The following is a 22763-nucleotide window of genomic DNA, read 5'->3' on the forward strand; positions in this document are numbered from 1 at the left end:
CGAGGAGACGACATGCCGCTCACCCGCGACCACATCCGCGCCACCACCGAGGCGTACCTGGCGCGCCATCCGCACGAGCGGGAATCCCTCGCCGGGCTGCTGTCGCTCCTGGACGGCGCCGCCGATCCGGCCGGCCGTGCGACGCTCCCCGCCCATGTCACGTGCAGCGCTGTCGTCATCGACCGCCGGTGCCGGGTCCTGCACATCCGGCACCGGGCCTCCGGCGGGCTGGTGCTCACGCCCGGCGGCCACACCGAGCCCGGTGACCGCGGCCTGCTCGTCGCCGCGTTGCGCGAGCTCTCGGAGGAGACCGGTATCGCTCCGGGCGCCGTGTGCCTGACCCGGCAGTGGCTCGGCTCCCCCGTCGACATCGACGTGCACGACATCGACGCGCGCCCCGCGAAGGGCGAACGGGCCCACCGGCACTACGACTTCCGTTACGTGTTCTACCTGGCCGACGACGAGCCGCCGGCGATCACCCTTCGGGAAGAGGAGGTGTCCGGCGCGCAGTGGCTGCCCCTGGCGGAGGTCGGGTCATCGACCCTGCGTACGAAGCTTCTTCGGGCGGGCCTGGACGGGCGGCCCGAGCCGGTGAACGCCTCGGCGGTCATCCACGACGGCCACGGCCGGTATCTGCTGCACCTCCGGGACGCCAACAAGCCGTGGATCTGGGAGCCGGGGTGCTGGTCGCTGCTCGGTGGCGGCTGGGAGCCGCAGGACCGCACACTGCTCGACACGGTCCGCCGCGAGTTGCGCGAGGAGGCCGGTCTGACGGTTGCCGGTCTGGTGCCGTACGCGGTCGAGTACGTCACCGGCACGGACGGGACCCGGGTGCCGGTCCAGGTGTTCACCGGCCGCTGGAACGGTGACCCGGCCCGTCTGCCGCTCACCGAGGGCGTGATGGTCGCCTGGGTGGGGCCCGAGAAGTTCCCGTACATGACGATGCCGGATTCGACCCGGGCGCTCCTGGAACGGCACGCCGCCGAGCACGACGCGCCCGCCGGCCGGGCATCGGAGACGGTCCTGAACGTCGTCGGCGTCCACCTCTACCTGGAGCGGGACGGGCAGGTCCTGCTGGGCCTGCGGCACCCCGATTCGGCGTACGCGGGCAACGTCTGGCATGTGCTCGCGGGCCACTGCGAGGCGGAGTCCGCGACGGCCTGCCTGGTCAGGGAGGCGTACGAGGAGGCGGGGCTGGTGGTCGACCCGGCCGATGTCGAACTCGTCCACACCGTGCACATGGTCGACCGGCCGGGCGACAGGCCCAGGATCGGCCTGTTCTTCCGCGCTCGGCGCTGGGAGGGCACGCCCGAGCTGAGGGAGCCGGACAAATGCGTCGCCTGGCAGTGGTGGAACGCCAAGGATCTGCCCGAGCCGCTGGTCCCCTACACCCGCGCCGCGATCGAGGGCATCCTGGCCGGACGCGTCTACACGGAGCTGGGGTGGACGCGTTGACCCGCGCCGACGCGCCGGTGGACGCGCATCTGCTGGCCGTGCGCGACGGAGGCCGGGGGCCGGAGGTGCTGCTGTCCCGGCGAGCCGGTGACGTGTACGCGAGCGGCCTGTGGCACGCGCCGTCCGGCCATGTGGAGGCCGAGACCGTGGTCGACGCGCTCGTGCGCGAGACGCTGGAGGAGACCGGTCTCGCCGTGGACCCGGCGGACGTGCGCGCGGCCGTCACGGTGCACCACCGGCCACCGGTCGGCCGGGCGAGGATCGGGGTGTTCTTCGAGGTGCGCCGGTGGAGCGGCACGCCGTGCGTCATGGAGCCGGACAAGTGCGACGCGATGGGCTGGTTCCCGCTGGACGAACTGCCGGAGCCGATGGTCGCGTACTGCCGGGCCGGGCTGGACGCGTATCGGGCCGGTGCACACCTGGGCGTGCACTTCCAGGAGCCGGGCGACGCTATTGCGTACGACGCCTCCGCAGACCGGTTGGTGGTGGTTCCCGGCGGCCGTGGTGTCGCTCCGGACGGGGCCCGGCCGACGGCGCCGGTCCCGTGCTCCTGAAGGGCGGCCTGCCGATCGCCCCCACCGTCCTCGACCGGGGTCGATCCATCCCCGGGGCCGTTCACCCCCAGCCCGTCACCGAATCCGTCGCCAACGACTCCGACACGGTCATGGTCACCGGTTATCGACCGCCACGTCCGCACGCGACGGACGCCCCGCCCCGGCTTTCGGGGCGGGGGAAGGTGTGGGGCTCAGCAGGGGCGGATGTGGAAGACCGGGGTCCAGGAGGCGGTACCGGTGCCCTTGGCGACGTGGGACCAGCGTTCGCTGCCGTCACTGTTGTAGAAGCGGGCGCGGGTGCCCGAGGTCTGGTTGTTGTTGAAGGTGCCGTCTCCGATGCCGTTGAAGTCGTAGTAACCACAGCGGTAGTAGTCGTAGTTGACCCCGCGCCCGTCCGTGATGCACAGGTGCCCGTTGCCGCAGGCCAGGGCCGTTGCGGGCGATGCCAGGCTGCGGGTTTCGGACTGTCCGGGGGCGGGGAGCGTGACGGTTCCGCCGGGGATGTCGAGGGTGTTCGCGGAGGTCTGGCGGGCCCGGGGCTCCTGGGCGCGCACCGCGTCGACCTGTTGCTGAAGCTTCCCGGCCTGCGCGTCGGTGAGGCCGGCGGCCCGCGTCTGCGCGGCGTAGGTCTGCTGTGCGCTCGGGGCGGGGGTCATGGCGTGGGCGGACAGGGTGGGACCGGCGATCAGGGCCGCGGTCGCGGCGATCAGTCCGGCGGAACGGCGGATCGAGACACGCTTCAAGGTCTTCTCCTCGGGTTGGCCGTGCGCCTCTTTGAGGTGCACGGCCAGCCTTTCCAACTGGGCCCTGTCTCAAGGGACATAGCGGAGATGTTCACCGTTAAGTGGTGCAGATGCCTTTTTTCGCACGCTCAAAAATCCACCGCGCGTACGTGTGCCGACCCCGCCCATGCCCTGCGCCGGCCCTGGTGCTTCGCAGACGCGATGGCTGGAAAGGGATCTTCCGTATCTGGTTGAAGGCGCAATAATCGAGTGCCTGCCCGAACCCCGTCTAACGTAAAGGTGGCACACACGATGAGCCGTAACCACCGCAGGTACACCGGCGCCGCTGCCGCCGTCTGTGGAGCGGTCCTCGCGGTCGGCGGGGGCCTCGCCCAGCCCGCCGTCGCACAGTCTCCGGGCGTCGTCTTCTACGCCGGAGCGCACCAGACGGGCACGGCCACGTCCGTGGACCTCACCAGCGGTGAGTGCCACAACCTGGCCGCGCCCGCGGCCTCCGCGCTCAACTACGCGGCCGTGGACGTCGACGTGTTCTTCAACGCCGACTGCCGTACCGGCGCCCCCGGAGCCGACGGCGACCTGAGCTTCGCCCTGGGCAGCCTGCACACGGCGGACTTCCCGTACCAGGCGGTGAGTTACCGGGTCCGTCCCATCCGCTGACCGGTCAGCCGGCGCCGGTCCGGTGCCATGCGGCGCACCGGCGGTGTGAAGGCGAGTGCGCCCAGCGGGGCGGTGGCCAGGGCAACTCCGGGCCGTGCGGCGGAGGCCGACGGGGCGGGCGGCCACGCGACGGGGAGCTTGGCTTGAGTCCGAGTGCTCATGAGGCGATGGTCTCCCGCTGCCGCCGGGCGCCTCATGAGCCTCGCTGCCCACCCGAACGCATCAACGTACTCAGGCTCGTCCCGCCCCGCGCGCACCGCACCGCACCGCTCCGTTCAGTCGGTCGGCAGCGTCGGCAGGTACCGGGGCGCGCGCCGGCCGTCCAGCCGGTGTTCCACCGCCGCGCCCAGGGACAGCAGTTCGGCGTCCTGGTGGTCGCCGGCCATGAGGAGCAGCCCGACCGGCAGTTCGCCCACGAAGCCGGCGGGCACCGACAGCGAGGGGTAGCCAGCGACGGCGGCGGGGGTTGACGACGGGATCACGTCGTTGTCGCCCCGGGCGCAGTCGGTGGTCCATGCGGGCGGGTTCGCCGGGGAGGCGATCGCGTCCAGGTGGTGCTCGGTCATGACCTCGTCGATGGAGCGGCGGGACAGGTCCGCCAACTCGGCGCGCATCGCCAGGTATTCGGGGTCGGTGGTGGGCGGTGCGACGAGGGCCTGCTCGAAGAGCTCCTGTCCGGCGAAGCAGGTCTGCTCCTCCGGGTGGTCCCGGTTGAACTCGATGAGCTCGGCCAGGTCGCGCGGCCCGTTCCTGGTCGCGAGGTATGCGTCGATGTCCCGGTGGAACTCACTGAGCAGGGCCGGGAATTCGAGTTCGCCCAGGCGGTCCTGGTACGGGAGGTCCACCTCCACGATCTCGGCACCGGCCGCCCGCAGCCGCTCGGCGGTGCGCGTCATGAGGGCGTCCACCTCGGTGCCGAGCACCGGCAGCCGCCACAGGCCGATCCGCTTGCCGCGCAGTGCGTCGGGGCGGGCGGCCGCTTCCCCGAGACCGAGGCCGGGGTCGTCGCCGCTGAGGACCGACAGGGTGAGCGCGGTGTCGATCACGTTCCGGGCCATGGGGCCGGCGGTGTCCTGTTCGGCGGTGATCGGGACGACGCCAGACTGGCTGACCACGCCGAGGCTCGGCTTGAGGCCGACGACGGCGTTCATCCCGGCGGGGCAGACGATGGAGCCGTCCGTCTCGGTGCCGATCGCCACCTGTGCCAGCGACGCGGCGAGCGCGGCGGCCGATCCGGCGGACGAGCCGCAGGGGTTGCGGTCCAGGACGTACGGGTTGTGGGTCTGGCCGCCCACCGCCGACCAGCCCGATGTCGGCGCGGCCGCGCGGAAGTTGGCCCACTCGGACAGATTGGCCTTGCCGAGTATCACCGCGCCGCCCGCCCGCAGCTTCGCGACCAGCTCCGCGTCGGTCGCCGGCGGTTTCCCGGCGAGGGCGAGGGAGCCGGCGGTCGTCGGCATGTCACGGGTGTTCACGTTGTCCTTGAGCAGGACGGGGATGCCGTCGAGCGGACCGCGTGTCCGGCCGAGCCGGTGCCTGATGTCACTGGCCGCCGCCTGGGCCAGGGCGGTGGGGCTGGTGTGCAGGACCGCGTTGATCCTCGGGTCGACGGCCTTGATCCGCCGCAGGTAGGCGAGGGTCAGCCGGACCGAGGACAGCGATCCGCGGGCCATGCGGGCCTGGAGCTCGGGGATGGTGACCGTGTCGAGGTCGATGCCGCCGACCAGCGTGGATTCGGCGGATCGCGCCGAGCCGCCGGGGCGGGACTGGGCGGCCGCCTGCGGTCCTGGCGTCACCGCCATTAACGGGGCCGCTACCAGGATCGCGGTCAGGGCCGCCATGCTTCGCATCTTCATGGCGGCCACCCCACTACACGTGGGCGGTACAGCACAAGAGGCCCTCGCCTCGCGCACCGGCGACGCCCCACCCGGCTGGAGCCAGAATCCCGACGCGGGGCGGATCAGGTCCGGGGCAGCCGCTGGGCGAGCAGTTCGGAGCGGGTCAGCTCCAGCAGCCGGCCCATCCAGTTCCGGCCCCGGTCGTCGGGGACGTCTCTCCAGAAGGGTGAGTCCTCGAAGCCGGTGTAGCTGATCGTGGCGTCCCCGGTGGCGAGGAGGACCTGGGCGGGTCCGGGGTGCTGGGTGAACTTCGCGCGAAGGAGTCCGGCCATGACCGCGAGCCGGATGTCGGGCCAGTCGCTCCGGCGCGCTGCCCGCCCGCCCAGCTCGTGCGCCTCCCTGCCGGAGGCCGCGTCCCGGATCCTGCTTCCGTCGGAGGCGTCGGCCGCCGACAGGGCCCAGTACCCGTGCTGTACGGAGGCGTAGGTGTCGCCCGCGAACTCGACGGACGCGGGGTAGTCGTTGCGGAGCATGAACAGCCCCGGCTCGTCCGGCCATCCCCCCGGGTAGACGGTTTGGCGGGAGACGAGGGCCGGCCGGCCGCGTTCGGCGGGGTCGTCGGCGTACTGGACGGCCTGCCGTTCCCGCTGGTCCTGGGCAGCCTTGTACGTACGGGCGAAGTAGTCCAGGATGCCCTGACGCATCTCCGCCGTGACCACCGGGCCGTCGCCGTCGACTGCTTCGCCGATGTCCGTGAGCAGGATCCGCAAGGGGCGGTCCTGGCGGTCCATGTCGCCGAGGACGTAGACCCGGAGGTGCGCGGGAACCGCCAGGTAGGCCGCGCGGAGCAGTTCCCGGTTCGGCTCGGTCGGCTGCTGCTCGTACCGCTCGATCGCATCCCGGCAGCGCTGCCCGGCAGTCGGCCGCCCGCTGAGTGCTTCGATGCGGTCGGCGACGTCCAGAAGGAAGCCCTCCGGTGTCAGCGGTTCGCTGTAGCGGGCCTCCCACTTCGACGGCGGGGCGGGCAGCGGCGGAGTCCCCGGGTCGGTCACCGCCCAACGGCCCGCCGCCAGCTTCTCCGCGAGGCCGGCCAGGTCCGTGTGCTCTCCGCAGGTGATCCTTCCGTCCGCGAAGACGACCAGGTCGTCGACGTAATACCCACCGCCCATCCGGTCACGCCGCCAGATGTGGCACCAGGCCCCGTCGATCCTCTCCCCGCCCACCATCCGATATGTCGGTCCCCGCCATGTCATGGGCGCACGCTATCGCCTTCGGCGCGATCATGGAGCCGGCGACGGCAGCGCGGCACTGGTCGTGCGGAGGCTCCTCGTTGTGCGGCCGATGGCGACACTCCGGAGGCCGGGGCGGCGTCGGACCGTGGGTGAAGTGCTCCTCCCCCGGCCGGGGGGATCGACGCCGTCCCCGTCACTGGTCCGGACGCGCTTGACGGGGCAGCCGGGGCCGGCGCGGCCATCATGAGGTGGGCGGTGTGTCCCATCTGTGAGGGAGAGGCATGAAGGAGACCGACGCGGGCGTGGTGCGGGCCGAGCTCTCCGGAGCGGTGGATCTGCGGCGGGTCGGTGCTGATCCGGACTACTGGTATCCGGTGGCGCTGACCCGGGACGTGCGCGTCGGGAAGGTGGTCGCGGCCGTGTTCGCGGGTGAGCGGCTGGCGCTGTACCGGGGGAAGAGCGGGGCCGTTCACGCGCTTGAGGACCGGTGTGCGCATCGGCAGGTTCCGTTGAGCATGGGTGTAGTGGAGGGGGATGTGCTGCGGTGCCGGTATCACGCGTGGGCCTATCGCGGGGACGGGCGGATCTCGCAGATTCCGTATCTGACGAAGGAGGACCGCAGGCCGCCCCGGGGTGTGCGCGGTTATCCCGTGCGCGAGGCGTACGGGCTGGTGTTCGTCTTCCCCGGGGACCCGGACAAGGCACAGACGACCGCGCTGCCGGAGTTGCCCGCGTTCAGTTCGTCGCAGTACAAGACGCTGACGTACTCGCGGATCGTGCGCTGCCACTACTCGTTCATGCACGAGAACCTGCTGGACATGAACCACCAGTTCCTGCACCAGGGGGTCGTCGGCCGGCTCCGTCCCGAGCTCATCGGTCAGTGCGGCGACGCCCGGTCGGTGGAGGCCAGGTATCTGTTCACCCACGCCGGCGGCAAGCGGAACGCCGGCGCGAGTGTGCTGGCGGGCGAGGGCATCGCGGGCGGTTCGCGCGATGTGATGACCATTCGCACGGAGTACCCGTACCAGACGCTCGACCTGGTGCCTGAGGGCGCTGACGAGCCGGTGTTCAGCCTCTGGGCGGCGTACGTGCCCGTGGGCGCCGACCAGCGCGCCTGCCATGTCTACGGGCTGCTCATGATCAAAAAGCCCCGCGTGCCCGCCGTGCTCACCGTGGCCGCGCCCCTGATCAGGCGGTTCACCGAGCGCATCTTCGCGCAGGACCGCATGGCGGTGCAGGCGGAGCAGCGGGCCTGGGACGAGCAGGGCGAGGATCGTAATCACGAGGTGTTCTCGCTGATCCTGGACGTACGCGAAGTGCTGCGGGCCAGCGGGGTCCCGCTGTCCGTCTCCGCGGGGCCGCGCGGTGCGGAGCCCTGCGCGGGTGCGGCGGGCCTCTGCGGGGGCGGGGATCCGGAACTTCGGCAGCCGGATGCGGCGCCTGTACGTTGAGGGCGGCTCGCGGGTACGGCTTCAGCGCCCGGCCAACAGCCCCTCCACCAGGGCCTTGAGGCCGTCCCGGTAGGTGTCCTCGGCCGTCAGCGGGGCCCAGCTGTCCGCGGCCTGCGCGAGGCGGGGCAGTTCGTCCGGGTCGAGACCGGAGAAGACTTCCTCGCGGTACGTCGCGCGGTCGTCCTCCGCACGCCGTCGGGCCGCCGTCCCGCGCACCACGATCTCCCCGGCGGTGTAGTACCAGATCGCGCGGTAGCCGTGCACGGCCCGGTCGAGCGGAAGGCCGCCCTCGACCAGGCCGCTGACGATCTGTTCCACGAACCACAGCGCGCTCTTCGACATCAGGTCGTCTGCGGTCAGCACCTCCACGATCCAGGGGCAGGCGGCCAGCGCCTCGTGGATGGCGGTGGCGGCCGCGACGACCCGTTCGCGAGGGTCGGCGGGCAGTTCCGGGCGGTGCAGGGCGCGGGCGGCGTAGTCGTCGAGGAGCAGGACGAGCAGTTCCTCCTTGTCCCGGACGTGGTGGTAGAGCGCCATGGGCGTGCTGCCGACCTCCGTGGCCAGCCGCCGCATGGTCAGCCGGTGCACGCCCTCCTCCTCCACGATCCTGCGGGCCGTCCCGATGATCGCCTCGCGCGAGATACGGGGAGGCCGGCCCGGGGTTCTGCGTGATGCGGATGGCTGCGGCATGCACCCCATCATTCCTCAGCCATCGACAACGGCGAACCCTGCCGCTACATTTTCTTACATGTATAGAAACTCTCACGGGCGGCCCGGCCTGGTGCTGGCGGCAGCCGTCGTCGCCCAGTTCGTCGTCGCCCTGGACATGTCCGTGGTCAATGTCGCCTTACCCGCGATCCGCTCGGCGCTGGGATTCGCGCCGCTCGACCTGTCATGGGTCGTGCACGTGTACGCGCTCACCTTCGGCGGGTTCCTGCTGCTGGGGGGCCGCGCCGCCGATCTGTACGGCCGGCGCCGGATGTTCGTACTGGGGCTGACCGTCTTCGGCGTGTGCTCGCTGGCCGGCGGACTGGCGCAGGCACCCTGGCAGTTGATCGCCGCGCGCGCCGGTCAGGGCCTGGGTGCCGCCGCGGCCGCACCGGCCGCGCTGGCGATGCTCACCACCACCTTCGCCGAAGGCCCGCAGCGGGTGCGGGCGCTGGGGGTGTGGAGCGCGGTGACCGCCGCGGGCGGTGCGCTGGGCGTGCTGGCCGGCGGGCTGCTGACCGAGTACGCGGGCTGGCGCTGGATCATGCTGATCAACCTGCCCATCGTCGCGGCGGCTCTCGCGCTCGTCCCTGCGGGCGTCCCGGCCGATGCCCCGGCCGCCCGGGGCGAGCGGCTGGACACGCTGGGCGCCGTGCTGGCGACGGGTGGCATCGGGCTGCTGGTGCTGGGGGTCGTCCGCACCGACACGCTGGGCTGGGCCGCCCCGGCCACCTGGGCGACCCTCGCGGCCGCCGCGCTGCTGCTGGGTGCCTTCGTCTTCGCCGAGGCGAGGGTGGCCGCGCCGCTGCTGCGGCTCGGTCTGCTGCGCAGCCGCTGGGTGTCCGGCGCGAACGTACTGGTGTTCCTGGCGGCGGCCGGGCAGTTCGCCGCGTTCTACTTCGTGTCCCTGTACATGCAGCAGGTCCTCGGGATGGGGGCCGCGGCGACCGGTGCCGCGTTCCTGCCCTTCTCGCTGGGCCTGGTCGCGGGGACCGTCGTCGCCACCCGTCTGACCTCGTCCCGTACCCCCCGGGTGGCTCTGGTGCCCGGCGCGCTGCTGGCCGCGGCGGGGCTGGCCTGGTTCGCGTTCATCAGCCCCGGAGGCGGTTTCCTGGCGGACGTGCTCGGCCCGTCCCTCGTCACCGGCGTCGGAGCCGGGCTGGTGCTGGCCCCGGTCGCCGCCGCCGCGACCACGGGTGTCGCGCCGCACGAGGCGGGCATGGCGTCCGGCCTGATGAACAGCTCACGCCAGCTCGGCGGCTGCATCGGCCTGGCCGCGCTGGCCACCGTGGCCGCGCACCGCACCGGCCCGGACACCGGCCCCGCCGCGCTCAACGAGGGCTACGCCCTGGGCCTGTCCGTCGCCGCCGCCGTCTTCGCACTCGCGGCAACGGTGGCCATCGGTGTACTTCCACGCGGTCGGGCCGTCGCCCCGGGCCGGCGGTCCGGCGACAGCGCGGAGAACCGGCCGGAAGGAGCCCCCCTTCCTCAAAAGGCGCGTCGAGGCCCACTCGCCGGACGGCGGTCCTGAGTAGCCGTACTCATGTGCGGTGTGCAGGTGTACGGGCACGCTGGACCGGGGCCCCGAGGGGTGCGGTGGGAGGGGAAGTGGTGCGTATGCGGTACGGCGAGCCGTCAAAGGGCTTTCAGGCCGCGGCCGGATGCGTATGGCTCCTCGTGGACGTGGTCCTGACCGGCTGGCTGCTGTTCCGCTACGGAATGACGGGGTGGGCGGACGCGTACGACGACCCCGTCAACGCTCCGGCCGCCCCTGCGGAGGCGCGACGTGCGGCGTGGATCCTCCTGGGCACCGCGGTCACGAGCGGCGGGCTCCTCCTCTTTCGCCGCTACTGGGTGCCCGGCGTCCTGCAACTCCTCCTGGCCGGGGGCGCGGCGGGGATGTTCGCCTTCCTCGCCGCGCGCGGATAGGCACGACCACTCGGGCCGGATCAGGTGAGCGGACGGACCCCGAGCTGGCCGGGGGGTTCAGACTCCGGTCAGGTCGTACGTACCGCTTCCGTCCTGCCTGCCGCTGGAGAACTGGCGGATGAACTCGCCGTCCGCGTAGCGGTCGTGGCCCATCATGGAGCCGGTGTACTTGTTCTGCACGCCGATCGCGGAGCTGCCGGGCACATCGCGGTAGATGTAGAACCGCTGGAGGTCGTCCTCCGCGCAGGAGGCCGTCGTCAGGATCGCGCGTTCGGTGGCGGCGTCCGGTTCGGCGATGGTCGCGCAGCCGCCGTTGCCCCAGTTCCACAGGGTCGCTTCGAGAACTCCGTCGCTCTCCGTCACGTTGCACAGGCGCCAGTTGTCCAGATGGGCGCTGAAGATGGAGGAGGGCCGCAGCCGGACACCGTCGTCCGCGAGGAGCGGCGCGCCCCAGGACAGCGGCTTTCCGGGTACTTCGATCTTGTATACGGCGGACTGGCAGTCCAGAGCGGCGGCCTGCGCGGCGGCTGTGGGCCGTTCGGCGGGAGCCGCGGGCCGGTCCTGGTGCCGCTTCGCCGTCGGTGCGACCGCGCCCGCCGGGTGCGCGGCCTTCGCGGCGGGCGAGCCGCAGTCGAGGAGGCTCCGCGCCTTGGCCATGATGCTTCCCGCGGGGACCTGGTCCTGGCAGCGCACGGCGCCCTCTTCGAGGGTGGTGTACGTGGTGAAGGCGCCGCTGCCGGGGCCCTCGGCCCACCGCAGCGCCCAGCTGCCGTCGGACTGCTGGGCCCGGTTGCAGTTGAGGCTTCCGTAGGTGCCGGTGACCTTCTTGGTGCCCTTGTAGACACCGTAGTAGCCGGGCTGGTTGAAGTTCCAGGTCACCGCGTTCGACTCGGTGCTCGTGGTGGAGGACTCCATCTTCACGCTCAGGCCCACGCTCACCCCGGCCTTGCTGAGGGCGTCGGCGGCGAAGCTCGCCTCGATCTTGTCGTCGAGGCCGACGGAGACCGTGATGGTGGTCGCCGTGGTGGTGGTGACGGATTGTTCGCCGGTGGTGCCCTCGGTGACGAACCAGCCCTTGAAGTGGGTGATCGCCGGGGACACTTCGGTGGTCTTGATGTACGGGTGGCGGGTGCCGAGGTCCGCCGTCGTACAGGCGTCACCGGGCTGGGGCGAGGTCGCATCGGCGGGTGCGGCGGCGGCAGGTGCGGCCGCGGCGGGGCCGGTCGCGGTGACCGCCAGGGCCGTCGCCGCGGCGGTCACCGCGATGAGCACACCGGCGGTGCGGCTGCCGGAGCGTAAACGTATGGCTCGCATCGTGACGTGTTCCCCCTCAGGTGTACGGGTCGGGTCCGGGTGAATGTATCGGCCACAGGAGTCGTGGCGTGAGGGCGTAACTGGCCAGAGGTGCGTCCCGATGCCGGCCGGGACATCAGGCCGGAGGCGTCCGCCCGCTCAGGTCGAGCGCGATGTCGGTGACCATGTCCTCCTGGCCGGGGCAGTGGCGGGGACGGCGTGTTCGGCCTCTCCCGGGTTGTGCGCGGTATGAGGGCGGCACTCGACCGCTCATGAGGACCGCCGGCGCTTCCCGGCGTCGTGGCGGCCGGCCACGACCGCGCGGACGGCCCGGTCGCCGCGGGGGTCGGCCATCAGGCGGGCGATGTCCCACCAGCGCAGCAGCAGTGCCGGGAAATGCGGCGGGATCGCGTTCAGGCGGTCCTGGTCGAACCGTGCGCGGACGCTCTCGTGGCGCAGAGCGGTCCTGATGTCGGCGAAGGACGGGGGCCGGTGGCGTATCGCGGTCGGCAACGCGGCCTCGTGCTCCGGCGCCAGCCTGCTGCCCGGCTGGGCCAGGATGTTGCCGCGCAGCGCGGCGGCGATGTCGTCCTCCAGCTCCTCCTGGGCCCGCACCGCGCGCCCCCACCAGTGGTCCAGGAAGGCGGCGACGGCCTCCGGGTCGGCCAGGTCGAGGACGTCGCGCCGGCCGTCGAACGCGTCGCGCTCGTCGTGGGGCAGGGCCTCCCGGATCGCGCCGAGGGTCTTCGCGGGGTGGCGGGGCGCGGCCTGGCCGAGGTGGCGCACCCACGCACCGCTGTGCTCGCCGTCGGGGGGTCCCCAGACGAGGGTGCCGTGCAGCATGCCGGGCTTCTCCGGGCCCGCCGCCGTCAAGGGCGCTTCCAGGCTGATCGCCATGAGTTCGAGGTAGGCGGCCAGCGACGCGTACTCCCGGTCGCGGTCCCCGTACCTGGTCCAGCGGTGTACCGCCCCGGTCCGGCCGTCGAGGTAGAGGCCGTAGCCGGTGTCGTCGGAGCCGTGGGAGCAGAACGGAATCCACGAGGACTCCCAGAACGCCGGGCCCTCCTCGCCGAGCTCGTCCTCGGTCTCCGTCTGCCGCCGGTGGACCTCGGCCACGGCGTCGAGCGGCATCAGGGTCCAGGCGCCCAGCATGAGGCCCGAGCCGTTCACCCCGTCCTCACCGGCGGACAGCCGCCACAACGCCTTCAGCTCCTCCGGGACCTCCGCGCCCAAGAGCGCTTCCAGCCGGGCCAGTTCGTCGTCGGATGCGCCGGGCCGGAGGGCCGCGTACGACGGCGGGGTGTATGCGGCAAGCCATTCCAGGATCTGGGCCCAGGCCCGGGTGACCCGTTCGGCTGCCGGTGCGTCAGTGGTCATGGCCCTACGCTCGCACTACGCGCCGGCCCGTCACGCGGCGGGGCCGGGTGTCTCCCGGGGCCGTATAGGCCATTCGCCCTTGGAGAATCGATTCGACGTTCCCCGATCGGGGGAAGCCGTGTTGGCTCCCCGGCGGCGTGGGCATTCCTGGCAACGACCCGAAGGACAACAAGAAAGAGGACGATCCCCGGTGTCTCTTCGCTCTCTCACCCAGGCTGTCGGCGCGGCGGCCGGCGCGGCCGTGCTTCTCGTGGCCGTACCCGGCTCGGCGTCGGCCGCGACCGGCCAGTTCCGCTACTCCTACACCACCGCGGACGGGTACGAGGCCGTCGGCTTCCTCAACAATCCCGAGAGCGGCCGGTGCGTCGATCTGGACGCTCCCGCGTCGGTGCCCGGGGCTCCCTCCCGGGCACCGAAGAACCTCACGGACGCGACCGCCATCGTCTTCCTGGAGGCCGGCTGCGAGGGCGGCACCTACTACGTGCTGCCGCCCGGCAAGGGCGCATCGGACCGCCTGCTGCTGAGGTCCGTCGTCTTCTCCTGAGCCACCTGACCGAGGGGCTGTGTCCGATGCGCCACGGGCACAGCCCCTCAGCCGTGTCCGGAACGTCCCGCCCGTGCGGGCCGGGCGGGTGCGGTGTAGAGAGGAGTCATGGCGCGGCACGCCGAAAGACGCCGCCGGTCGCTGCGAGCGGGCCGGGCACTGCTCGCTGTCCCCGTCGGCTGGATCATCGCGGTCTCCCTGGTGGACGTCCTCGCACCGCCCGACATCCATCTGGGCCCGCTGCTCGTGGCGGCGCCCGCGATCACTCCCTCGATCGGCGGGCCCCGGGCGGTCGGGTTCGTGGCCGCGCTGGCGGTGATCGCGCAGACGGTGATCGGGGTGCTGCGCGATCCGGACGAACTGCTCTCGGCCAACCACCAGGCGCAGATCCTCGCCCTTGCCCTGGTCGGGGTGTGCCTGGTGGTCTTCTGCGTGCTGCGGGAGCGGCGGGCCCGGGAGCTGGAGCAGGTGCGGTACGTCTCCGAGGCGGTCCAGCGGGTGGTCCTGCCCCCGCTGCCCCGGCGCCTCGGGCCGTTGCGCGCGGCCTCGCTCTATCTCGCGGCGGAGGCGGAGGCGCAGATCGGCGGTGACCTGTACGCGGCGGCGCGCACCGGTACGGGGACGCGGCTGATCATCGGTGATGTACGGGGCAAGGGGGTGAGCGCGGTCAGTGACGCGGCACTGCTGCTCGGCGCGTTCCACGCCGCGGCCCGGCACCGGGCGAGCCTGGACGAGCTGGTCGCCCATCTGGACGAGAGCGTGTCCCGGGGGCTGCCGGAGTCGGACGGGAACGGCCCCGGGGAATCGTTCATCACCGCCACGGTGCTGGACATCCCCGACCGGCACGACCGCGTGCACATGGTGTCCTGCGGGCATCCGCCACCGGTCGTGCTGCGCGACGGGCGGCCGCTGACGATGGACGCCGCCTCGCCCGCTCCCCCGCTGGGGCTGGGCGGTCTGTCGCACCCGAGCTATCACATCGACAGCTTCCGCTTCGTGCCCGGCGACCTTCTGCTGCTGTACACGGACGGTGTCACCGAGGCCCGTGACGCCTCCCGCGCCTTCTATCCGCTCGCGGACCGGGTCACCGGCTGGGCCGAGGGCGACCCCGACTCCTTCATCGACCGCTTCCGCGACGATCTGCTGGGGTACGTCGGCGGGCGGCTGGACGACGACGCGGCGATGATCGCGATCGGGTACGGCGGTGCCGCCGGGGACTGACCTCGCGGCCCGGCCCCCTTGACGGCTTCGTTGGTCCAGTCCAATCTGGAGCACCCCACGATTTGTCGTGCTCCTGCCAGGACGGTGAGGTCCCGCCATGCTCCGTACCCCTTCCGTTTCCGGCCGGTCCGGGCGAGCCGTGGGGCGCGCCGCGGTCGCCGCCGCGCTCGCCGGCGCCGGTCTGCTCGCCACGCCGGGTACCGCCTCGGCCGCGCCCGGGACCGACGACGCGGCGGTGGTGCGGGTGACGAACGGCAAGGAGCTCAAGACCGCGCTCGCGGCCGCCGTACCGGGGCAGACGATCGAGCTGGCGGACGGCTCCTACTCGGGCAACTTCAAAATCACCCGGGGTGGCACCGCGAGCGCCCCGATCACCCTGACCGGTTCACGGGCCGCGGTCTTCACCACCCCCTCGGGCGGCGGGAACGGCATCCAGCTCACGAGCGCGCCGTACTGGGTGATCCGGGGCATCACCGTCACCGGTGGCCAGAAGGGCATCATGATCGACTCGTCCGACCATGTCACGGCCGACTCGGTGGAGATCCACCACACGACCATGGAGGGCATCCACTTCCGGACGTCGAGCAGCTACGGAGTGGTCCGGAACTCGGCCATCCACGACACGGGTCTGTCGGGCAACGGCATGGGCGAGGGGGTGTACGTGGGCACGGCGAACACCCTCACGGACGCCAGCGACCACGTCCGCATCCTCGACAACGTCATCGGCCCCCGCGTCGGCGGCGAGAACATCGACATCAAGGAAGGCACCACGGGCGGCCTGATCTCCGGGAACACCTTCGACGGCGACGGCCTCACCGGGGCCAACTACGACGACTCGTGGGCCGACATCAAGGGCAACGGCTACACGGTCGAGAACAACCGGGGCACCGGCACCACCAACGACGGCTTCCAGACCCACACCCAGGCCCCGGGCTGGGGCTGCGGCACGGTCTTCCGCGACAACACCGCCGACCTGACCGGCGCCACCGGCCCCACCCGCTTCGCCATCGACGTCACCAACTACTCCGCGTCGGACTGCCCGGCCACGGTGACCGCGGACAACCGGGTCATCGGCGGCGCCGGGCTCGTCAACCCGGGCGTCCCCGTCACCTGACCGTCCGCCTGACCGTCTGCGGCGAGGACGCGATGCGCGCCGTGGCCGGGCGGTCCGGCGTCGATGAGGGTGATGCCCTCGTCGGTGTCGACCAGGTGGCGGGACACTACGGCCTGCCGGGGCGCGTGCAGGGCGTACGCCGACCGGAGGAATCGCGGAGCGACACGCCGTCCCGCTCCCCGTATTCCGCGACGGCCGGGGTGAGATCGCCCGATGCGCGCGTTCCGGGCGAGCGGAAAGGGGGCCGGGTGAAGGGCGTGCCGGGGCCCACGGGCCATGTCGTCGTGGTGGGTGCGGGGTTGTCCGGGCTGGCCTGTGCCCTGCATCTGCTGGGGGCGGGCCGCCGGGTCACGGTGGTCGAACGGGACGCGGGTCCCGGTGGCCGGGCGGGGCGGATGCGGCTGGGCGGCTTCGAGATCGACACCGGCCCCACGGTCCTGACGATGCCGCATCTGGCGGACGAGGCGTTCGCCGCCGTGGGCGACAGCCTGTACCGCCGCGTCGAGCTGACGGCCCTGCATCCGGCGTACCGGGCCTGCTTCGCGGACGGGTCCTCGCTGGACGTGCACACCGGAGGCGAGGCGATGGAGGCCGAGGTCCGGCGGTTCGCCGGTCCGGTGGAGGCGACGGGCTACCGCGAGCTGCGGCGGTGGCTGGAGCGGCTGTACCGGGCGCAGATGAGCCGCTTCATCGACACGAACTTCGACTCTCCGTTCGCTCTGCTGCACCCGGATCTGGCCCGGCTCGCGGCGCTGGGCGGGTTCGGCCGCCTCGATGCCCGGATCGGCCGCTTCCTCTCCGACGAACGGCTGCGGCGGGTCTTCTCGTTCCAGTCGCTGTACGCCGGTGTGGCCCCGGCCAAGGCGCTCGCGGCGTACGCCGTGATCGCCTACATGGACACCGTGGCCGGCGTCTGGTTCCCGAAGGGCGGGATGCACGCGCTCCCCCGGGCCATGGCCGACGCGGCGGCGGACGCGGGCGCCGATCTGCGGTGGGCGGCCGAGGTGAGCACGCTGGAGCGTTCGGCGGGGCGGGTACGGGCCGTGCGCCTGGCCTCCGGTGAGCGCATCGCCTGCGACGCGGTGGTGCTGAGCTGCGAACTGCCCACCGCGTACGAGCTGCTGGGGCACCGCCCCCGGCGCCCGGTCCGGCCGCGCCACGCGCCGTCCGCCGTGGTCCTGCACGCCGGCACCGACCGCACCTGGCCGCGGCTCGCGCACCACACCCTCTCGTTCGGCGCCGCCTGGGAGCGGACGTTCGAGGAGCTGACCCGTACGGGCGCGCTGATGAGCGACCCCTCGCTGCTGATCACGCGCCCCACGGCGCACGACCCTTCGCTGGCGCCCCCGGGCCGCCATCTGCACTACGTGCTCGCCCCCTGCCCCAACACCACGACCGGTCCCCCGGCCACCGCGTGGGCGGAGCTCGGCCCGCGCTACCGCGACACGCTGGTCCGCGAACTCGAACGCCGGGGCCTGGACGGCTTCGCGGACAGCGTCGAGGAGGAGCTTCTGGTGACCCCGCTCGACTGGACGGCCCGGGGCCACGCCGCCGGCAGCCCGTTCTCGCTGTCCCACACCTTCGCCCAGACCGGCCCCTTCCGGCCGCGCAACCTCGTGCGGGGCGTGGAGAACGCTGTCCTGGCCGGGTGCGGCACCACCCCGGGCGTCGGCGTGCCGACCGTGCTCATCAGCGGCAAGCTGGCCGCCGCCCGGATTACCGGCGCCACCGGACTCCGCCCCCGCCGGGTGCGCACCGCCGCCTCTTCCCCGGTCCGGGCAGGTGCCGATGACCCGGCGTGAACTGGACGCGGCCGGCATCACCGATCCCGGGCTGCGCACCGCGTACGCGCGGTGCCGGGCGCTCAACGCCCGCCACGGGCGCACCTACTTCCTGGCCACCCGGCTGCTGCCGCCCGAGCGGCGGTCCGCCGTGCACGCCCTGTACGGCTTCGCGCGCTGGGCCGACGACATCGTGGACGACCTGGACCGGCACCGGACGCCCACCGAGCGCGACCGGCTGCTGCTGTGCCTCGAACGCGATCTGGCGCACGGGCTGAGGACCGGCACCGGCGACGAACCGGTGGTCCGGGCGGTCGCCGACACCGCCGCCCGGTACGGCATCGGCCACGGCCTGTTCGCCGACTTCCTGGCCTCGATACGGGCCGACCTGACCGTCACCCACTACCCCACCTACGCCGACTTGCAGACCTATGTGCACGGTTCGGCCGCCGTGATCGGCCTCCAGATGCTGCCGGTGCTCGGCACGGTCGTGCCCCGCCAGGAGGCCGAGCCGCACGCGGCCGCGCTGGGGGTGGCGTTCCAGCTCACCAACTTCGTACGGGACGTGGGCGAGGATCTCGACCGGGGCCGCGTCTACCTGCCCGGCGATCTGCTGTCCGCCCACGGGGTGGACCGGGCGCTGCTGGAGTGGAGCCGGCGCACCGGGCGCGGGGACGCGCGCATCCGGGCCGCGCTGGTGGCCGCGACGGAGCTGACGCGCGGGGTGTACCGGACGGCGGAGCCGGGCATCGGCATGCTCGATCCACGGGTACGCCCCTGTATCCGCGCGGCGTTCACCCTGTACGGCGGCATCCTCGACGCGGTCGCCGAGCAGGACTACCGCGTCCTGCACCGCCGTGCGGTCGTCTCCCGGCGACGCCGCGCCGCCACGGCCGCCGCCGGGGTGCTGCGCGTGGCCGGGGCCCGGTGGCGGACACGCGGCCGGGCGGTGGCGGACGGCCCGGAGACCGGGCGGAAGGTGCCGGTGCGGTGAGCCGGCGGAACGGGAGGCGGTGGTCACCGCCGCTGCGGCTGCGGGGCTCCGGCCCCGGCTGGGCGGCGCAGAGGCCCACCTGGCGCGAGGCGCGCCCCGCGCTCATCGCCGAGGCGCTGGAGCGGGCCACGGCACGCCCGTCCGGGAACTGGTACGTGGTGGGCGCCTCGCGCGAAGTCCGGGTCGGTGACCGCCCGTACGGCCGGACGGTCGGCGGCACGGAGGTCGTGCTGTGGCGTACGGAAGACGGTGCGCTGCGCGCCGGGCCGGGTGTCTGCCCGCACCTGGGCGCACCGCTGCGGGACAGCCGGGTGGTGTGCGGCACGCTGGTGTGCCACTGGCACGGACTCGCCCTGGACGGTGCCCCGTTCGCGGGCTGGCGGCCCTTCCCGGTGTACGACGACGGCGTACTCGTGTGGGTACGCCTTGACGAGGTGGGCGGCGAGGAGCCCGCCGAACGGCCCCCGGTGCCCGAACGGCCCGCGCTCGGCGGGGCGTTGGACGCGGTGTTCACGGCGGTCGGGCGGTGTGAACCGCAGGATGTGGTGGCCAACCGGCTCGACCCGTGGCACGGTGCGTGGTTCCACCCGTACTCGTTCATCGATCTGTCGGTGGTACGTGAACCTCGGGGTGACGAGGACGACGTCTTCGTGGTCGATGTGTCCTTCCGGGTGGCCGGGCGCCTGGTGGTCCCGGTGCGGGCCGAGTTCACGGCGCCGGGGCCGCGTACCGTCGTCATGCGCATCGCGGACGGCGAGGGCGCGTCCTCCGTCGTGGAGACGCACGCGACGCCCCTGACCCTCCCCGGTCACGGGCGCCCCCGCACCGCCGTCGTCGAGGCGACGGTCGCCGCCTCGGACCGGCCGGGCTTCGCGCTGGCCCGGGCCGTCGCCCCGGTGCTGCGGCCGCTGATGCGCCGTACCGCCGGGCGGTTGTGGGTGGACGACCTGGCGTACGCGGAGCGGCGCTGGGCGTTGCGCAGCACCGGGCGCTTCCCGGGCTGACGCCGTTTCAGGCACGCCCTGCGGCGGCGAGTGCCCGGAGTGCGCGGGAGCGGCCTCTGCGGGGCACCGTCCACAGCACCTGGCCCCGGACGCCCCGGTCGGCGAGCAGGGCGTTCGCCGCGAGGAAGCCGGTGGTGGCGGCGCGTTCCATGAGGGCGACGGGCAGGTCGCAGCGGATCGCGTCCCCGGCGAGGGCCAGCCAGGGGTGCGGGGTGCGCACGGTGGGGCGCAGGGGGTGTGTGCCCATCTCGAAGAGCGGGCAGTCGGAGCGCCATTCGTGCCGGGAGTCGACCACGCGGGCGTCGCGCGTCTCCGGGTACACGCGGTGCAGCCGGTCGATGAGCCGTTCCTGGACCTCCTTGTGTTCGGCGCCGGGGTCGACGGCGTACGCGTGCAGTTCCACGACGGAGCCCCCGGTGCGCGCGGCCCAGCGGGCGGCCTCGCCCTCGTACCGTTCCAGGGTGCTGATGTTGTCGAGCCCGTCGTAGCCGCTGGTGCCGAGGAAGCCGGGCCGGTCCGCGCGGACGGGGCGGTCGAGCCAGAGCCGGGAGACGAGGAAGGGCGGTGCGGTGCGCAGGGCGGCGATGCCGTCGCGCCAGCGTGCGGTGCCGAGGCCGGGTGACGCGGCGACGGTGTGCCGCAGCCCGTCGGTGTCGAGGGCGAGCACCACGGCGTCGTGGTGGTGGATGCCGGTTCCGGTGTGTACGTGGGCCCCGCCGCCGTCACGCGGGGTGATCCGGTGCACGGGCGTGCCGGTCCGGAGGTCCGCGCCGAGGCCCTCGACGTACCCGGCGAGAGGTTCCCAGAGGGCCTGCGGGAAGGGTTCGGCCGGTACGTCGAAGAGCAGGCCCTCGGACGAGCCGAGGAAGTAGATGTGGAACATCAGCAGCAGTTCGGCGGCGGACAGCCGGCGCGGGTCGGCGAAGAAGCTCCGCGAGAACACCTCGAACGCCAGATGGTGGGCGGCCTCCGGGAAGCCCACGCTCTCCAGGAACGCGGTCGCGCCGACTCCGTCGAAGCGCTCGTACACCTCGGGCACGCGGACGTCGAGAAGCGGGAGCGCCGCCCGGGCGTCCATGGCCGCGAGGTCCCGCAGGCCGAAGGTGGGGCTGAGCGCGACGAAGCCGAGCGCGCTGAGCGGCGGCGTCCTCGGGACCCGGGCGAAGCTGTCGGTCAGGCCGCCGCTGTGCCGCAGCGGGTAGTCGGGCAGCGGGACGAGGCGGTCGAGGGCGGGGTCGGTACGCCGGAGCAGGCCGCGCAGGTTGTAGTACTGGCGGAAGAACGCGTGGAACCCGCGGGTCATCGTCACCCGTGAGCCGTCGGCCAGCACGGTCCGGTGTCCGGAGAGGCGGCCGCCGAGCGCGTCGTCCTTCTCGTACAGGGTCACCCGTGCCCCGCGCTCGGCCAGCAGGGTCGCCGCGGAGAGCCCGGCGATGCCGCCTCCGACAACGGCGACGGACGGTTCGTCACCTCGCCGGAAGCGGTCCGCACCGGGTGCGGGCAGCAGGACTTCGGCCTTGCGGTCGCGCCCTCGTCGGGCGGCGGGGGGTCGGGCGTTCACGGGGCGTGCTCCGGGGTCGTGGCCCCGTCTCCGGCGGTGGACCGGGGCCGGCGTGGGAGGAAGGGCAGTTCGGCGGCGGTGGCGAGCATCGGGCGGACGGGGGTGCGCAGGCCGATGCCCCACTCCTCCCGGAGCGAGGCCGTGCCGTCGAGGAACCTCAGCAGGCGCTCGGCCGGGACGCGGCGGAACAGGCCGGTGAAGAAGTCCGGGCCGTCGATGCGGCCGGTGTCCAGCGCGCGGAGCACGATGGCGTCCATGGCGAGCGCCCGCCGGCCGTGCGGGGCGGGGACGGCGCCCCGGCCGTCACGCACGGCGGCGGCGATGGCGCGGGCCTGACGTTGCACGGCGGCGAAGGTGTAGCCGGTGGCGGGGCGGGTGGCGCCGCCCGCGGTGCCGATCCGGAACACGGCGGGCCCGGCCCGGTGCGGGAACCGGGCGTCCGTCATCGGGATCGCCCCCTGCTCCGTGCGCTCCACCGTGAGCGGGCCGAGCCGGAGGACGTCGCGGCAGTAGTGGCCGAGCGCCGCCTCGTACGCCTGAGTGGTCAGCGGGCGGCGGGAGAACTCGGTGTACTCCACGAGCGCCCGGTCCGGGGCCAGCGGCAGCACGTAGCCGAAGGCGAGTCCGTGGGCGGGCTGGGGGACGCGGAAGTCCATCAGGTCGGCGATCCCGGGGTCGAACCGGCCGGTGGCGGTGCGGACGAACCAGCCCCGGAAGTGCTGGAGCAGCCGGGTGCGGGCGGGCGGCAGGGCGGGCAGCGGCCGGGAGTCGAACACCCGGCGGGCGCGCACGCCGGCCGTGGAGCCGTCCGGCAGCGTGCAGCGGACCTCGGCGCCGCCGGGCACCGGGCGCACCGCGTCCGCCGTGGCCCGCAGCACGTGCCCGCCGTCCGCCCGGGCCAGGCGGTCGTGGACCAGGCGTTCGAAGTCGGCGGAGCGCACCATGCGGTAGGTGAAGGGGGCCGGTTCGACGGTGACGGGGCGGCCGTCGGCGCCGTGCACGCGCAGCACGGACCAGGACGCGCTGACGGCCGCGTCGAGGCCGTCCGCCTCCACGTGCCAGTAGCACCAGGTCCGTTCCGCCGGGCGCAGCGGGCCGTCCGGCGGTTCGATGACCGTCACGGTGGCGGCGCCGGTCTCCGTCAGCCGGTGCGCGAGGCTGAGCCCGGCCGCGCCGCCCCCGACCACGGCGACATCGCAGCGGCTCATGTCCGGCGCGCCAGGTCCGCCGCCACCTCCCGGGCGGCCCGGGTGCCCGAGGCGAGGGCGCCCTGGACGGAGCCGGTGGCCCGGTGGTCGCCGCACACG

General features: G+C 73.3%; 21 protein-coding genes. 12 read left to right on the forward strand and 9 right to left on the reverse strand.

What is annotated here, in order from left to right:
* The first annotated feature begins 12 nt into the window (after positions 1-12).
* Together OG338_RS00150 and OG338_RS00155 are read left to right on the forward strand one after the other, a co-directional pair.
* Positions 13-1455, forward strand: a complete 1443-nt coding sequence (locus tag OG338_RS00150; protein ID WP_405935333.1) for an NUDIX domain-containing protein — start codon at positions 13-15, stop codon at positions 1453-1455.
* Positions 1443-2009 (forward strand): NUDIX domain-containing protein, encoded by a 567-nt coding sequence (locus OG338_RS00155; protein WP_405935334.1) that lies wholly within the window; start codon positions 1443-1445, stop codon positions 2007-2009. The genes OG338_RS00150 and OG338_RS00155 overlap by 13 nt, the downstream gene beginning before the upstream one ends.
* A gap of 191 nt (positions 2010-2200) precedes the next feature.
* Here OG338_RS00155 and OG338_RS00160 read toward each other — a convergent pair whose 3' ends face one another.
* The gene (locus OG338_RS00160; protein ID WP_405935335.1) at positions 2201-2752 is read right to left on the reverse strand and encodes a hypothetical protein; all 552 of its coding nucleotides are present in this window, start codon (positions 2750-2752) and stop codon (positions 2201-2203) included.
* Between the two features lie 291 nt (positions 2753-3043).
* Between OG338_RS00160 and OG338_RS00165 the strand changes: the two genes are divergently transcribed.
* On the forward strand, positions 3044-3409 hold the full coding sequence (locus OG338_RS00165; protein WP_405935336.1) for a hypothetical protein: 366 nt from the start codon (positions 3044-3046) through the stop codon (positions 3407-3409).
* Here OG338_RS00165 and OG338_RS00170 read toward each other — a convergent pair.
* The 3 genes from OG338_RS00170 to OG338_RS00180 form a co-directional block, all read right to left on the reverse strand.
* Positions 3385-3570 carry a hypothetical protein gene (locus tag OG338_RS00170; protein WP_405935337.1) on the reverse strand — a complete coding sequence of 62 codons (186 nt, stop codon included), beginning with the start codon at positions 3568-3570 and terminating at the stop codon, positions 3385-3387. The two genes, OG338_RS00165 and OG338_RS00170, sit on opposite strands and share 25 nt — an antisense overlap.
* Positions 3571-3684: 114 nt before the next feature.
* Positions 3685-5265: an amidase family protein gene (locus OG338_RS00175; RefSeq protein ID WP_405935338.1), complete on the reverse strand. Its 1581-nt coding sequence runs from the start codon at positions 5263-5265 to the stop codon at positions 3685-3687.
* A gap of 104 nt (positions 5266-5369) precedes the next feature.
* A complete protein-coding gene (locus OG338_RS00180) occupies positions 5370-6500 on the reverse strand; it encodes an NADAR family protein (RefSeq protein WP_405935339.1) in 1131 nt (376 codons plus the stop codon).
* A 260-nt stretch (positions 6501-6760) separates the two neighbouring features.
* Here OG338_RS00180 and OG338_RS00185 point away from each other — a divergent pair, with 260 nt between their 5' ends.
* Positions 6761-7930: a Rieske 2Fe-2S domain-containing protein gene (locus OG338_RS00185; protein ID WP_405935340.1), complete on the forward strand. Its 1170-nt coding sequence runs from the start codon at positions 6761-6763 to the stop codon at positions 7928-7930.
* A gap of 21 nt (positions 7931-7951) precedes the next feature.
* Here OG338_RS00185 and OG338_RS00190 read toward each other — a convergent pair whose 3' ends face one another.
* Positions 7952-8620: a TetR/AcrR family transcriptional regulator gene (locus tag OG338_RS00190; protein ID WP_405935341.1), complete on the reverse strand. Its 669-nt coding sequence runs from the start codon at positions 8618-8620 to the stop codon at positions 7952-7954.
* A gap of 58 nt (positions 8621-8678) precedes the next feature.
* Here OG338_RS00190 and OG338_RS00195 point away from each other — a divergent pair, with 58 nt between their 5' ends.
* Both OG338_RS00195 and OG338_RS00200 read left to right on the forward strand, forming a co-directional pair.
* Positions 8679-10169: an MFS transporter gene (locus OG338_RS00195; RefSeq protein ID WP_405935342.1), complete on the forward strand. Its 1491-nt coding sequence runs from the start codon at positions 8679-8681 to the stop codon at positions 10167-10169.
* A gap of 80 nt (positions 10170-10249) precedes the next feature.
* Positions 10250-10567: a hypothetical protein gene (locus tag OG338_RS00200; protein WP_405935343.1), complete on the forward strand. Its 318-nt coding sequence runs from the start codon at positions 10250-10252 to the stop codon at positions 10565-10567.
* 57 nt (positions 10568-10624) lie between these two features.
* On the opposite strand, the gene OG338_RS00205 is transcribed toward OG338_RS00200, so the two are convergent.
* Together OG338_RS00205 and OG338_RS00210 are read right to left on the reverse strand one after the other, a co-directional pair.
* Complete coding sequence (locus OG338_RS00205) at positions 10625-11881, reverse strand: hypothetical protein (RefSeq protein ID WP_405935344.1); 1257 nt, start codon at positions 11879-11881, stop codon at positions 10625-10627.
* Between the two features lie 249 nt (positions 11882-12130).
* Positions 12131-13237, reverse strand: a complete 1107-nt coding sequence (locus OG338_RS00210) for an SMI1/KNR4 family protein (RefSeq protein WP_405935345.1) — start codon at positions 13235-13237, stop codon at positions 12131-12133.
* Positions 13238-13427: 190 nt separating this feature from the next.
* Between OG338_RS00210 and OG338_RS00215 the strand changes: the two genes are divergently transcribed.
* The 6 genes from OG338_RS00215 to OG338_RS00240 all read left to right on the forward strand — a co-directional run bounded on the left by OG338_RS00215 (position 13428) and on the right by OG338_RS00240 (position 19895).
* The gene (locus OG338_RS00215; RefSeq protein WP_405935346.1) at positions 13428-13781 is read left to right on the forward strand and encodes a hypothetical protein; all 354 of its coding nucleotides are present in this window, start codon (positions 13428-13430) and stop codon (positions 13779-13781) included.
* Positions 13782-13889: 108 nt separating this feature from the next.
* On the forward strand, positions 13890-15002 hold the full coding sequence (locus tag OG338_RS00220; RefSeq protein ID WP_405935347.1) for a PP2C family protein-serine/threonine phosphatase: 1113 nt from the start codon (positions 13890-13892) through the stop codon (positions 15000-15002).
* A gap of 97 nt (positions 15003-15099) precedes the next feature.
* Positions 15100-16116 carry a right-handed parallel beta-helix repeat-containing protein gene (locus tag OG338_RS00225; protein ID WP_405935348.1) on the forward strand — a complete coding sequence of 339 codons (1017 nt, stop codon included), beginning with the start codon at positions 15100-15102 and terminating at the stop codon, positions 16114-16116.
* 248 nt (positions 16117-16364) lie between these two features.
* Positions 16365-17918: a phytoene desaturase family protein gene (gene crtI, locus OG338_RS00230; protein ID WP_405935349.1), complete on the forward strand. Its 1554-nt coding sequence runs from the start codon at positions 16365-16367 to the stop codon at positions 17916-17918.
* The gene (locus OG338_RS00235) at positions 17905-18891 is read left to right on the forward strand and encodes a phytoene/squalene synthase family protein (RefSeq protein ID WP_405935350.1); all 987 of its coding nucleotides are present in this window, start codon (positions 17905-17907) and stop codon (positions 18889-18891) included. Before crtI ends, OG338_RS00235 begins: the two co-directional genes overlap by 14 nt.
* Positions 18888-19895: a DUF5914 domain-containing protein gene (locus OG338_RS00240; RefSeq protein ID WP_405935351.1), complete on the forward strand. Its 1008-nt coding sequence runs from the start codon at positions 18888-18890 to the stop codon at positions 19893-19895. The genes OG338_RS00235 and OG338_RS00240 overlap by 4 nt, the downstream gene beginning before the upstream one ends.
* 7 nt (positions 19896-19902) lie before the next feature.
* Here OG338_RS00240 and OG338_RS00245 read toward each other — a convergent pair whose 3' ends face one another.
* Positions 19903-21456: an FAD-dependent oxidoreductase gene (locus OG338_RS00245; protein ID WP_405935352.1), complete on the reverse strand. Its 1554-nt coding sequence runs from the start codon at positions 21454-21456 to the stop codon at positions 19903-19905.
* Positions 21453-22664, reverse strand: coding sequence for a lycopene cyclase family protein (locus OG338_RS00250; RefSeq protein WP_405935353.1), 1212 nt, complete (start codon positions 22662-22664; stop codon positions 21453-21455). The genes OG338_RS00245 and OG338_RS00250 overlap by 4 nt, the downstream gene beginning before the upstream one ends.
* Positions 22665-22763: the final 99 nt, after the last annotated feature.

Origin of the sequence: Streptomyces sp. NBC_00726, from assembly GCF_045161735.1 — a bacterium.
Lineage (GTDB): Bacteria > Actinomycetota > Actinomycetes > Streptomycetales > Streptomycetaceae > Streptomyces.